14 protein-coding genes are annotated in these 12,679 nt (G+C 53.5%); all 14 read right to left on the reverse strand.

Features of this window, described 5'->3' with window-relative positions:
- Positions 1-78: 78 nt before the first annotated feature.
- Positions 79-1,017: a GDP-L-fucose synthase gene (locus Q0629_RS09205; protein WP_298781718.1), complete on the reverse strand. Its 939-nt coding sequence runs from the start codon at positions 1,015-1,017 to the stop codon at positions 79-81.
- An 8-nt stretch (positions 1,018-1,025) separates the two neighbouring features.
- On the reverse strand, positions 1,026-2,117 hold the full coding sequence (gene gmd / locus Q0629_RS09210) for a GDP-mannose 4,6-dehydratase (protein WP_298781684.1): 1,092 nt from the start codon (positions 2,115-2,117) through the stop codon (positions 1,026-1,028).
- Between the two features lie 17 nt (positions 2,118-2,134).
- Positions 2,135-3,100: a glycosyltransferase family 2 protein gene (locus Q0629_RS09215; RefSeq protein ID WP_298781687.1), complete on the reverse strand. Its 966-nt coding sequence runs from the start codon at positions 3,098-3,100 to the stop codon at positions 2,135-2,137.
- A gap of 185 nt (positions 3,101-3,285) precedes the next feature.
- On the reverse strand, positions 3,286-4,245 hold the full coding sequence (locus Q0629_RS09220; RefSeq protein ID WP_298781689.1) for an alpha-1,2-fucosyltransferase: 960 nt from the start codon (positions 4,243-4,245) through the stop codon (positions 3,286-3,288).
- Positions 4,242-5,348 carry a hypothetical protein gene (locus tag Q0629_RS09225; protein WP_298781692.1) on the reverse strand — a complete coding sequence of 369 codons (1,107 nt, stop codon included), beginning with the start codon at positions 5,346-5,348 and terminating at the stop codon, positions 4,242-4,244. The genes Q0629_RS09220 and Q0629_RS09225 overlap by 4 nt, the downstream gene beginning before the upstream one ends.
- The gene (locus tag Q0629_RS09230) at positions 5,345-6,094 is read right to left on the reverse strand and encodes a class I SAM-dependent methyltransferase (RefSeq protein WP_298781695.1); all 750 of its coding nucleotides are present in this window, start codon (positions 6,092-6,094) and stop codon (positions 5,345-5,347) included. Before Q0629_RS09230 ends, Q0629_RS09225 begins: the two co-directional genes overlap by 4 nt.
- A 2-nt stretch (positions 6,095-6,096) precedes the next feature.
- Complete coding sequence (locus Q0629_RS09235) at positions 6,097-7,221, reverse strand: DegT/DnrJ/EryC1/StrS family aminotransferase (protein ID WP_298781698.1); 1,125 nt, start codon at positions 7,219-7,221, stop codon at positions 6,097-6,099.
- Positions 7,202-7,666, reverse strand: coding sequence for a hypothetical protein (locus Q0629_RS09240; RefSeq protein ID WP_298781700.1), 465 nt, complete (start codon positions 7,664-7,666; stop codon positions 7,202-7,204). Before Q0629_RS09240 ends, Q0629_RS09235 begins: the two co-directional genes overlap by 20 nt.
- Positions 7,647-8,960, reverse strand: a complete 1,314-nt coding sequence (locus tag Q0629_RS09245; RefSeq protein WP_298781702.1) for a CDP-glycerol glycerophosphotransferase family protein — start codon at positions 8,958-8,960, stop codon at positions 7,647-7,649. Before Q0629_RS09245 ends, Q0629_RS09240 begins: the two co-directional genes overlap by 20 nt.
- A complete protein-coding gene (locus tag Q0629_RS09250; protein WP_298781704.1) occupies positions 8,957-9,694 on the reverse strand; it encodes an aspartate/glutamate racemase family protein in 738 nt (245 codons plus the stop codon). Before Q0629_RS09250 ends, Q0629_RS09245 begins: the two co-directional genes overlap by 4 nt.
- Positions 9,695-9,759: 65 nt before the next feature.
- Positions 9,760-10,575 carry a class I SAM-dependent methyltransferase gene (locus Q0629_RS09255; RefSeq protein WP_298781707.1) on the reverse strand — a complete coding sequence of 272 codons (816 nt, stop codon included), beginning with the start codon at positions 10,573-10,575 and terminating at the stop codon, positions 9,760-9,762.
- On the reverse strand, positions 10,569-11,213 hold the full coding sequence (locus Q0629_RS09260; RefSeq protein ID WP_298781710.1) for an NTP transferase domain-containing protein: 645 nt from the start codon (positions 11,211-11,213) through the stop codon (positions 10,569-10,571). The genes Q0629_RS09255 and Q0629_RS09260 overlap by 7 nt, the downstream gene beginning before the upstream one ends.
- Positions 11,186-11,788: an HAD-IB family phosphatase gene (locus Q0629_RS09265; protein ID WP_298781713.1), complete on the reverse strand. Its 603-nt coding sequence runs from the start codon at positions 11,786-11,788 to the stop codon at positions 11,186-11,188. Before Q0629_RS09265 ends, Q0629_RS09260 begins: the two co-directional genes overlap by 28 nt.
- A 5-nt stretch (positions 11,789-11,793) precedes the next feature.
- Positions 11,794-12,679 (reverse strand): Wzt carbohydrate-binding domain-containing protein (locus tag Q0629_RS09270; RefSeq protein ID WP_298781716.1); only part of this gene is annotated, 886 nt, incomplete at its 5' end.

Genomic DNA, 12,679 nt, shown 5'->3' on the forward strand with positions numbered 1-12,679 from the left:
CGCGCGGCCTGATGAAGTTTCAGACACTGAAGGGAGACGATACGGGTGACAGTTCCTAACGACTTAATCAGTGTTTCCTTAGATGTCCCGCACGTTGCCCTCAAGGAAGGATCGGTACGTCCGGCGTATGCCCTCGTCCAGATCGATGGTGTGGCGCCATCCCATCTCCCTGAGGAAGGTGACGTCCAGCAGCTTGCGGGGGGTGCCGTCCGGCCTGCCCTCGTCCCACAGGACACGCCCGGCATACCCGACGACGGCGCACACCTTCTCCGCCAGCTCGCGGATCGTCAGGTCCTCCCCCGTCCCGACGTTCACGATGCGCGAACCGTCATGGTGCTCCATGAGAAAGAGGCAGGCATCAGCCAGGTCATCGACGTGGAGAAATTCCCGCCGCGGCGTTCCCGTCCCCCACAGGGTCACCGATTCCGCACCCCTCGCCTTCGCCTCGTGGACCTTTCGGATCATGGCCGGCAGGACGTGAGAGTTCTCCAGGCCGAAGTTATCTCCCGGCCCGTAGAGGTTCGTGGGCATGACGGAGATGAAGTTCGTCCCGTACTGCTGGTTGTACGCCTGACACATCCGGATCCCCGCGATCTTGGCCAGGGCGTAGCAGTCGTTGGTCGGCTCAAGAGGGCCGGTCAGGAGGGCGTCCTCCGGGATAGGCTGCGGCGCGAACTTGGGGTAGATGCAGGAGCTCCCCAGGAAGAGGAGCTTTTTCACCCCCGCGCGCCAGCTCTCGCGGATGACGTTCGTTTCCATCATGAGGTTCTCGCAGATGAAGTCCGCCGGATAGGCAGCGTTCGCGTGGATCCCGCCGACCCTTGCCGCGGCCATAAAGACGTACTCCGGCCTCTCGCCTTCAAAGAAGTCCTGCACTCCCTGCTGTGACAGCAGGTCCAGCTCCCCGTGCGAGCGGAGCAGGAGGTTACAAAATCCCGCAGACGTCAGGCGCCGGACGAGGGCGGAGCCCACCAGGCCTCCGTGGCCTGCGACGTAGATGCGGGCGTTTTGCTCCATCCCATCCATCACAGTTCCTCCAGTGCGCTGCGCACCTCGTAGCCTGCATCCCGGATCAGGATGTCCTTCTTGAAGAGGTCCAGGTCATAGCGGACCATGCGCCGCACCAGGTCCGAAAACGACACCTTGCGCTTCCAGCCCAGCTCCCGCTCCGCCTTCGCGGGGTCCCCCAGGAGCAGGTCCACCTCCGTGGGACGGAAGTAGCGCGGGTCCACCTCGATGAGGACACGGCCAGTCCCGGCATCGACGCCCACCTCGTCAAGTCCGCTTCCCCGCCACTCGAGTTCCATCCCCGCCTCCTTGAAGGCCAGCGTGGCAAACTCCCTCACTGAATGGGTTTCACCCGTCGCGATGACGAAGTTGTCCGGCCGGTCGTGCTGCAGGATGCGCCACATGGCCTCGACGTAGTCCTCGGCGTGCCCCCAGTCCCGCTTCGCGTCCAGGTTCCCCAGCCACGTCTTGTCCTGAAGCCCCAGGGCGATGCGGGCGGCCGCGCGCGTGATCTTGCGCGTCACGAACGTTTCGCCGCGCAGTTCCGACTCGTGGTTGAACAGGATGCCGTTTGAGGCAAACAGGCCATAGGACTCGCGGTAGTTTACCGTGATCCAGTAGGCATAAAGTTTTGCAGCCGCGTAGGGACTGCGTGGATAAAAGGGCGTCGTTTCCCTCTGGGGCGTTTCCTGAACCTTGCCGAAGAGCTCGCTGGTGGAGGCCTGATAAAACCGCGTGCGCTTTTCCATGCCCAGGATGCGTATGGCCTCCAGCAGGCGAAGCGTTCCGATTCCGTCGGAGTCCGCCGTGTACTCCGGCGTTTCAAAGGAAACCTTCACGTGGCTCTGAGCGGCCAGGTTATAGATTTCGTCCGGCTGGACCTGCTGAATGATGCGGATCAAGTTCGAGGCGTCCGTCAGGTCGCCGTAGTGAAGGAAGAAATGAGGGGCCTCCTCGTGCAGGTCCCTGTACAGCCCGTCGATACGGGCGGTGTTGAAGATCGAGCTGCGCCGTTTGATGCCGTGGACGCTGTAGCCCTTCTTCAGCAGAAGCGAAGCCAGGTAGGCGCCATCCTGCCCGGTGATGCCCGTGATCAATGCCGTCTTCATCTGCCTGCCTCCATCGTTCAATTCTCCCGGAACAACCCTTGAACGTTTCCGTTCCTGCGGTACTCTGCAAGCGCTCCCCTGGCCGCCCGGATACCCCGCAACATCGCAGCTAAATCGGGCTTCCTCGCGCGCAAGAGGACCTTCAGAGCAGCGGCATAAGAGAAAAGGCTGAAATTCAGCCGATAAACGTTCAGTTGCGGGCCGCTGACGCCGTCATAAATCGCGTCGAACAACAGGTGGAAATTATACCATTTTGAGGCGGTCATGCCCGCAACGTCGAGCCGCGCAGCGCCGGAAACGTGGTGACACAGCGCGCCGCAGGGTGCGTTCACCAGCGTTTTGCCAAGCTTTTTCTTCAAGTAAAAGGAAAATCCCGAGTCCTCCCCCAGAGAGTACCCGCCGAAGCGCTGAAAGGCCTCAGGGAAGCGCAGCCCCAGTTGGGTGAAGGTTTCGCTGCGAAAGGCCATCCCGCACCCGCTGAGCCAGTCGACGGGAATGCCATGTTGTTCAGGGCAACAGCTTCGGTTGTGCAGGTAGGGCGTCATCCGCCGTGGCGTAGGGCGTTCCGGCTCTGGGCCGTGATAGGTCCCATCTGCGTCCAGCTGCGGGACGTGGGGGATGTTGACCCCCCACACGTTCGGAGCTCCAAACGCTGCTGTTACCCCGGTCAGCGCGTCGCGCGACAGCTCGCTGTCGTCGTCGATAAACAGGACGTAGCGTATGGAACGTTCGTGCATGAGGATCTGCTTCACTGCGTCATTGCGTTGGGAGGCCAGACCGGACCGTGGCGCCCTGAAGTACTTCAGAGGAAACGTCCACGCTCCATCCTCCACTGCCCTCCGAGTTTCCTCGTCTTGGCTGGCGTCCCAGACCACGCAGAGAAAATCTCGAAAGGTCGAACGCTCCAGGCTTGCAAGTGCATGTTTTTTGATCTCGCCGCTGCGGTTCTTAGTGGCGATGATGATGCTCATTATTCCCGACATGCTTTATCACCCTTCCCTGGTGTAAAAACAGGATTTTAACGTTCCGCCCACCAACGCTTCAAAACAAAAATCGTGTTCATGTGCGTATCTGTAAAAAAGCATGTAACTCATTGGGGTCAACATCTCATACAGCTCTAAGTTACTGCTGTTTTATGAGATATTACCATAGCTTTTAGTTCTATGACTTAATCCACCGCTAGGGTTATCCAACCGTCGACGCGAAACGCCGTTTCACTACCACGTCGTATATAACTTGGCGCCTTCTCGTTGAACCAGGTTCCCGGCATGATCACACGTTTTGCCGGGTTCGCGCAAAGCCATGCACCGAGCCAGCTTAAGGTGGAATTTGCGATAATATGGTGCCGACACTGCGTCATAAGGTACAGATCATCCGCCGGTGAGCGCCCCATATCCTCGCAAAGAAAATGGATATTTTCTCCAGGCTCCGGGAAAAAATTCCTGCATAGCATCGGGGCGTTGGAAAAAATATAAAATGTAACATCCTGGCGTCCCAGGGATTTTTGCAGGATATCTATGGCTTTTCGATAATAATTTATTGTAATGACGTCATGCATTGACCCAATATAATCCCCTCCTCGGACGTGTACTGCTGTTGAAATAGTCCCTGCTATCCTTTGTGCCAAGGCTTCGTTTCTGCGGACAACATCGTCAGCAAACGAAAACTGATTCCAAAATTCGGCAGGAAGTACGCTGAGATATTGACTGTTGGCACAAAACCCGCCGATGTAGCGCGCTTTAAGGCTATTGTACACTACGCTGTCGAAGACGGAGAAGTACTTGGGCTCGTAGTAATAATAACGTCGAAAAAAAGCCTCCTCGTTCGCATCGGCCAGTTCCATCCACAACGTTGGGAACGTCTGCAGGAGCTCGAAATCACGTTTTTCTTTGCCCTGAATATCCAGCCCAAACTTCTTGTACCAATCTATGCCAAACTTCACAGGTAGCCCCGATGCGAGTTGTGCGCCCATTCCAACGGAGTATTGCCATATCTGGTTCCCAAGTCCGCCGCTCAGGGGAACGATCACGAGCGGCGAAGCCTTTGTCATCATCTCGGCCCAGCAATGCAGCGCGGAACGGTAAAGGCGCTTCAGGCCCTTGAGCAGTTGGGTGGACCTGTTATTCATTGCCGACCGCCCTCTGAATTCACATCCTCCAATAGCTCCGCCAAGATGTTTTTGAAATGTGGAGTAAAGCACAGAGCCCTGCCTGCGCGCATTGCCCCTTCGGCGAACTGCGCGTAATCGTCGAACAGCTCTCTAAGCCCTTCAGCCATTCCATCAGGCGACAGATTTTTGATCAGAACTCCTGCTCCATAATGCAGGACCTCCTGCAGTCCGGGCACGTCCTGCCCCAGCATGGGGATGCCCGCCGCAAAGTAAGAGTACATCTTCCCGGAGGGACAGGAGATGTAATTAAAGTCGCCCCTTAACTTACCTTCAATGTCGTAAAAGCAAAGGCCTGCGTCAAAGGCCCTCAGATACTCTGCGACCTCTTCCTGAGGCGTATAGGAACTGTCGATCTTCAGCCGTCCCGAGGCCAGCAGCACTCCGTATTTTTTTGTCAGGACGCTCCGGTAGCGTTCGCTGAGGACGCCCTTCAGCGTCAAGGTGAAGGGTTCCGGAAGGACGGACAGGGCGTCAATACAGAACTCAACTCCGTGGACCGGATAGATTGCCCCCATGTAGATCAGGTGAAAGCCCTTCTGCGCCCTTGGCTTGGATGGAGGCATCTGCCTGTTCGAATTCGGCAGGATCTTAAATGGGATCGAAGCGTCTCCAAAGAGAAATCTCTTCCGAAGCTCAGACTGTATCAGAAGCATTTTCACCCCAGCTTTTTTCGTCAATGCCAGCCAGATGTCGTCATAGATCTCAAGGGACACGTAGATGACATTTTCTGAATAAACCCTGCGCGTCACGTAGTATCCCAGCGAGTCCACAGCAAAGATCAGGTCGTAATGTCCCTTATGCTGCCTCAGCTTAAAGAGGAGCAAAAGGGCCTTGAGCCACCCATAGAGCCTGAGGAAGTGCTGCAGGATGCGTCGCGCCAGGGAGGGGATGCGGACGTAAAAAAAACGACATTTTAAATTCTCTGCTGCGCTTCGGTTGCGCGCATCCCAAAGCGTGATCATATCGACGTCTCCGATATCAGCCAACATCTCCGCTATATTTAAGGTGGTTGGAGAATAGGCCAGGGTATCACACGGAAAGACGATGAGAAACCTGCTCATTGCCGTTGTCCTACAGTTACCGCTGCCCATGACTCCTCACTTGGCGTCGCCTCCGTCATCCAGGCGTTGATGGTGAGGAACGCTATCCCCGCCTCCTGGATAAAACGCTTGATTTCGGCATCGAAAAAATACCGCATCCGATGGCACTCCCGTAGTTCATCGATCCGACCGGAGCTTTTTTCTTTGATAAAGGCCCGGTAGTTGACGTCCACTACGTTGATATCATCATGCAACACGGGGAGAGCGATACGGGACACCTCGATCGAAGCGTCAGAGACCTCCTTAAAACGAACCTCCGGTTTCTGGCTGAGAACCGCGGGACCATACCAGAAGTCTAGAACGGCAACGCCCCTGGGGTTCAAATGTTCCTCAACCGTAGTCAACGCACTACGAACGTCCTCATCCATCGTCTGATAGCTCAGGACGTGAAAGAGCGCGACAACCGCATCAAATTTTTTCCCCAACCGCAAGGACCGCATGTCCCCGCAGGAGAACGACACGCCGTCGCAGGGCGTTTTACGGGCCTCGTCAATCATCTCCGCGCTGAGGTCCACGCCATGCACCACGTACCCAAGGCGTGCGAACTCCCGCGTGTAGCGGCCCGTTCCACAGCCCAATTCCAGCATTGAAGAAGGTGCAGGAACGTATTTCTTGATCAGGCCGTCAACGTAACGGGCTTCGGAAGGATAGTCCTTGTCCCGATACAGCAGGTCGTAGTAGCGGCTATAGCTTCCAAAGACGCTCATCGTCAGCGCTCCATTGTCCCAAGCACGGCGTGTACCTGTTCCGATACGTAACGCATTGCCTCATCCGTCAAGGCCAGGCCCGTTGGAACGTAAAGTCCGCGCCGCGCGATGCGCTCGGCCACAGGATAGCGCTCCCCTTTAAAGAGTCCCTGCTCGAGGAAGACCGGCTGTTCGTGCATGGGCCAGAAGAAGGGGCGCGTTCCGATGCCAAGGGCCTGAAGGCGCCTCTCACACTCCTGTTCCTCAAAGGGTATCTCGTCGTTCAGGACCAGGCCAAACACCCAATAGAGGTTCTCGGCGTAGGGAGTTCGTTCCAGGGGCAATTGAACTCCCTGAACGTCTTTCAGGAGCTCCTGATATCGGGTGCCGATGGCGCGCTTTTTCCTCAGCGACTCCGGCAGCTTTTCCATCTGCGCTACGCCGATGGCTGCCTGAATGTTGGAGATCCTGAAGTTATGTCCCAACTCACGATGGACGAACCGCCGCTCCGGCACGAAAGAGAGGTTGCGCAGCGAGCGGCAGCGAGCGGCCAGAGCATCGTTGTCGCAGAGCACCATGCCTCCTTCTCCTGTCGTGACGTGCTTGTTGGGGTAGAAGCTGAAACAGCTGATATCGCCAAAGGCCCCGCATGGCGTGTCGTAAGCCGTCTGTCCAATGGCCTCGGCCGCGTCCTCGATGACGGCAAGATGATGTTTCTGAGCCAAGGCCATAAGAGGCTTCATGTCCACGGGCAGGCCGTAAAGGTGTACTGCCATGATTGCGGCCGTCCTGGGAGTGATCCTGGCCTCGACCTGGGAGAGGTCCATATTCCAGGTCAGAGGGTCGCTGTCAACCAGCACCGGGACGCAACCTGCGCGCACGATCGCGGACGCGCAGGAGATGATGGTAAAGGTAGGCATGATGACCTCGCTACCTGGCGTCAGGTCCAGCGCCTGAAGCGCCAGTTCAAGGGCCACGGTTCCGTTGCACACCGCCGCGCCATGCTTGCGCCCCGTCAGGCGGCACATCCCTTCCTCAAGGCGAGTAACAAAGGGCCCCTCAGAGGAAATCCAGCCCGTATCGATGCATTCGTCAAGGTACTTTTTCTCGTTGCCGTTCAGAAGCGGCTCATTGACGGGAACGTTCATTGTCGCCCTCCCCTGCTCTCGAATAAACTACCTGTGTGGACGAAATGCCCGGAAACCGGGTTTTGTCGCCTTCGCCCACATAGGGCCCCTGTTTGACCTCGATCATTTCCACCTCTTCAAGGACCTCAAAGCCATGCCCTCCCGCGACAAGAAGAATAACATCCCCGCTGCGGAGCTCCCGGCTCTCCAAATATTCCCGCTTTTCGTCATAAAAGTCAACTCTCAGCCGTCCTTTCCGGATAAAGAGGACCTCCTGAGTGTAGTGAACCTGACGTGGTACCGGATTGTGAACATGCGGCTCTATAATTTTTCCAGCAGGATGTTTCATATAGGCCAGCTGCTGGGAGAGCTCTGGAGAGGTTAGAAAGTGAATCCCCGGCTCCTTGAAATCAGCGCGTAGGACAATCGCAAGCAAGATCGACCCATCAAATATTTTTTCGATCATGAACAGCCTCCGATCTGTTGATAAAATCGTAGTCAACCCGTTTTGAAATAAGATTCTTGAGCGCACGCAATCTTAAGAAAAGTCCTGGGGCTAGCTGTTTTAATAGCACTTTTAAGGCTGCTGGCCTCACGATGTTGTGAAGGTAGCGTACAGCACGAGCAAGTATTCCCCTTCGAGACTCTTGAAGTAGAATATCATGGATGGCGTCGGCAGCCGCCTCTGCGGCACAGCCTGGGTTGTATAGGAGCCTCTCCCGCATACGATCACGAAAGTCTTTATTGTAGCCTTTTGCTAAAGCGGTCCGAATCGCTTCCGGAAGCTCTTCAAGATTCTGAGCCACGATCCCGAATTCACGCCCCGCATTGACGTCCAGTCGGGCCCTCCATTTTTCCGTATCCTCGTGGGGAAAATATTTTTTCAACGTGCGAGAGAAAAAACAAGGTGTATCAATAAACACCACGGGCTTCCCCAAGACCATAAACTCGAAGCTGACGGATGAGACATCTGTAATCAGCACGTCAGCAGCCGCCAAGTAGGGATCCACCAAGCGCTCGCGGGAAAGGTAGACGTGAGGAAGAGCCTCGAAACTCGCTAGTGCCTCGAACCAGTTTACGCCGCCGTTGGCATATTCATTGCTTGCCGCAGAGAAATTATCTACGGACAGCTTAATGATAACGTTGAAACCTTCCATTGAAGAAAGAAGGCCGACAAGCTGCGGGCCAAACTCTCGCAGGGAGGCCCCCTCATTGAAAGCAGGAGCATAGAGCAGGGTTTTCCGTTCAGGATCAAGACCGATGCCCCTAAGCACCTCCTCTCGATTCCAGTATCCCTGAATCAGGCGGTCCGACTTGGGATACCCAACGTCTCGGATTTCAAGATGCGAGGGGATGCCACCCAAATTTTTGTCAAGGAATTTTTTCAATACATTTGTATGGAAGGGCCCATACGAAAAAAAATAGTTAAAATTGTAAATTAAACCTTTCGCTAGAGTTAATCCCTTGGATGGTTGCCCGTGAAAACAACAGATAGAGGGATAATACCTTGGAGTAACGCCATACTGCTCCGGCGTTACATATACCTGAGCTGGAAAGGGAAAGAGGAAATATATCCGTGAGGAAGGAATAAAGCGCCCTGTATCAGCTATATTCGGAGATAACGCTTTGATTGCATCAGCTTCCTGCGGAGAGCCTACGGCAAGAAGAATATCCACATCAGGATATTTCCGCGAAAGAACGCTTAGGAGCGTTTCAACAAAAGTATATTCGTTAGGAGGAATATGGAAAACGGCTTTCATTTATCGGATTCATCCCTGCAATCTAAAAGTTTCGCTGTAAAAGCAGCATATTCATGCATCGAATCTACGATACACAAGTCCATAGACGGAAAGGCCAGCAATCCAAATTCTGTGCATCCTAAAATTTTTACGCATTGAGGGCCATATTTCTTTTCAAAACTCAATAAAACCCTAGAATACATTTCATTTAAAATCTGACGATCAATATTTTTTTTGCAAGCGTATATGATATCCTCAACGCTTTTTTGTTCAATTGCATTGATCTTAAGGTACTCTATGTCTCTTTTCTCCAGGTATAATTTATACGTATCCAACCCATAGGTTACCGGACCTCCAAGCACAATTGCCTGGTTGCAGTGCGGGAACCTGTTGATAAGCGCTTCAGTCGTTATTTCCCTGATATCCAATATAGGAGTGGATACCTGGGGTTGCAATTCATTCAGCCACGCCTGAGCGCTGTTGCAGGGAATAGCAATATAATCTACCCCGTAACCTTCAAGCGCTCTGCAAGAGGCAATCATTCCTGGAACCGGGGAAGCCTCTCCATAAAGAAAGGCTCGCGAACGGCTGGGAATCCATGTATTACTGTCCATAATGATCCTCGGGTACTGAGAATCATTATCAGCATGGAAGTTACTCAGAATGGCCATGAGGAACTCAGCTGAGGCAAAAGGTCCCATCCCGCCGAGAATGCCCAGACTTTTCCTGTTTTTTAGCGGTGCACTTTTTTCCATAATCTCAATAATTCTCCATGAGTATCTCCTCTATAAAGCAGGGAGGTAAAATAAGGCCTGCCCCTTCACAGGGTGCAGACAAAAAATTTATGGTCCAAGAGGTTCCCATTCTCAAGGATGTAACAGTCCTCTCTGACGGAAAGAAATCGCCGCATCAGCTCCCAGACCGTTTTCTTGTTCAGGCAGAGCAATGGATTTAAGGCATAACGAAACCATCGGCTCCGAGTGAAACGGGATGAAGCGAGGAAGGGATAGCTCCTTGTGATCTTGGGGACTCCAAAACCTGCACGAACCAGGATATCGACAATTTCTTCATCTGTCCTGTAGACGGCGTAATAGTCATCCTGATCATAAACGATTCGTTTACCAACCCCTGTTGTCGTACGTTCAACCAGGAGTGATTTTTTATTTAAAAGGGCCTTGACTTTTTCGAGGAGCTCAAGCCAAACGGTATCCTCCAGGTATGGAGACATCGCACTGAAATAGACGACATCAAATTTTTGGTCTTTCACACCTGATTGAGTTCCATCATTTTGTTTGGCCAATATATAGTCCTCTATGCTGACGGAGAAAAAACTCAAGTGTTCCAGTCCTTTCTTCCGTGCTTTTTCCTGCGCGTAAGCAATCTGTGACGCGCTCAGGTCGAGCCCCACATACCGAGTAAGACGATGGGCAAACTCAAAGGCCCAGCGACCGGCACCGCAACCAATCTCGAGCATGGAAAAGTTTCCCTGAGGGAGATACTTTTCCAACGTACGAGCTTCATAATAGTGGCGATAAGGGCGCTCGATAGGATTTCCTGTGCAAAGGGGGTAAATTCCGACAATGGCTGGATCCCCCTTCTCGTAAAAGTGGAAAATTTTATCTTGATTTTTCAACATTCTAAACTCCACTCCTTGAAAAACACCTGAGCTCTTTCATAGTCCTGCAACGTATCGATATCCATCGCGCGCACCTTGATGTAGGGCAGGGGTAAAATTTTTTCAATGACCTCATAAACGTGTTCATCGCTAACACAGGAAAAAATATCACGAGGCAGGAGAGCCGGCCCGATCCATTCAAGCGTCCCCGATCTCCTGGAAAAGCGTTCAACGTATTCTCCCATCGTCTGAACATAGACACACTCTTGAGATGAAGGAGCCGCCACACCCACGAAAGGCTCCTTCTGCGTAAGACAGCGCGCCATATCGTCCGGATGGATGATCATGTCTCCATCCAGAAGGAACACGGCCTCGTGCGCATACCGACACGCCAGGGACACGCTTGCGGCCGTCTTGGTGTGGAAATAATTGTGGTTGAAAACGAATGTCGTATTTTTTCGAACTTCAAGCGCCGCTTTGATAACCTCATTGGCCTGAAACCCCACAACCACACGCACGTCCTCCACATCCCTAAGCATGTCGAGATGCCAGTGCAGCAGAGGACGTCCTTGAAGGGGAAGCAGAGCTTTAGTCTGTCCCAATCCTAAACGCGACCCCACCCCCGCGCAGCTTATGATAACTGTCTTAGAAAACGGCATAATTCATCCTCGTCAAATATGGCATGGGAGGCAAATTGCATCGCAGAAGACGATGGCCAATGCACCTTTCCGAAGGCAACGCCAACATCGGCAACGCGTATCGCTTCCGCATCGTTATTCCCCTCCCCAACAAAGGCGACGCGAAAACCCTTGTCTTGATATTCCCTGACGACATCTGCCTTGTCTACGATACGCAAAATTTTTTGCACACGATCGTTTGCACACAGCGTCTCCGAGGCAACATAGGGACAAGCGATGTCCCGCATCAACTTTTCTACCCAACAGTCCAGATTGCCGGTGACGATAAGGCAGTTCTCACGATATTGATGCAGATAATCCACAACGGAAGCATGGAGCGGGGCGGAGTGGACGACACTAGCAATACGTTCAACGGAGTACTCCTTCAAGATATTGACTCGTGTGATGAACCCCTCCACGAAAGGAACATCCCCCCTGACCGTCTTGACGGTCAAAGCGGAAATCCTCGCTTCTTCTCCCAAATCTGCTGCGATGAGTGGCAGGGTTTCACATGCAGTCACCGTGCCATCCAGATCAAACATCGTCATGTACTTCATGGCTGTCAGATCATCCTCCAGAGACTTTTGCCGTAGGAGACGTGCCCATTGCTGTCGTAGACAGAAAAGGTGTTGGCAATATTGAACCGTGTGAAGTTTCCGGTGATATCGTGCTCAATCACCTCAATGTTGGCGACGTCAGAAACGTTGTCGTCAGCACAGGCCCCTCCATCAAGCATGGCCCAGCAATTGAGGCTATAGGTCGAGGGGAAGAGGTTTATCTCCGGTGCGGTAATCTCGAAGTGGTACTCTCCCGCCGATAAGGCATACGGACAATCATCCCATGAGGACACTAGAAAGCGCACGGGAAGGTTTGCAGAATTTCTGAACCCTATCCCCAGTTCTAGCTTTTTCACCCTCTGCAACACCCTGATGCCAAGGTGAAAAACGATATCCTCCCCCATCCTGAAAACGGTATTCTCGCGCCCTTGCCCGTCAAAAATCCCAAACGTCAGTATCCTCACATACTCTCCCGGGTATACTGACGACCTTGCAACATGTTCTATATTACTGAAAGATTGTACAACGCCTTGAGATTCCTTATATTTTTTTACTGCATCGACAACGGTTCCGCTGAATTGTAGTCGCCCATCCTGCAGGAACACTCCTCGCGAACAAAGTCGTTGAACTGCCTCCATGTTGTGGCTGACGAACAGGATCGTCCGGCCCTGCTTGTGGCTCACTTCGTCCATCTTTCCCCTGCACTTCTTTTGAAACTCCGCGTCACCCACCGCCAGGACCTCGTCGATCATCAGGATCTCCGTGTCCAGGTGCGCAGCCACGGCGAAGGCCAAACGCACGTACATGCCGCTGGAGTAGCGCTTCACCGGCGTGTCCAAAAACTTCTCAACCCCAGCGAAGTCCACGATGGCGTCGAAGTTCCGCCGAATC

Source organism: uncultured Fretibacterium sp., from assembly GCF_938030725.1.
GTDB lineage: Bacteria > Synergistota > Synergistia > Synergistales > Aminobacteriaceae > Fretibacterium.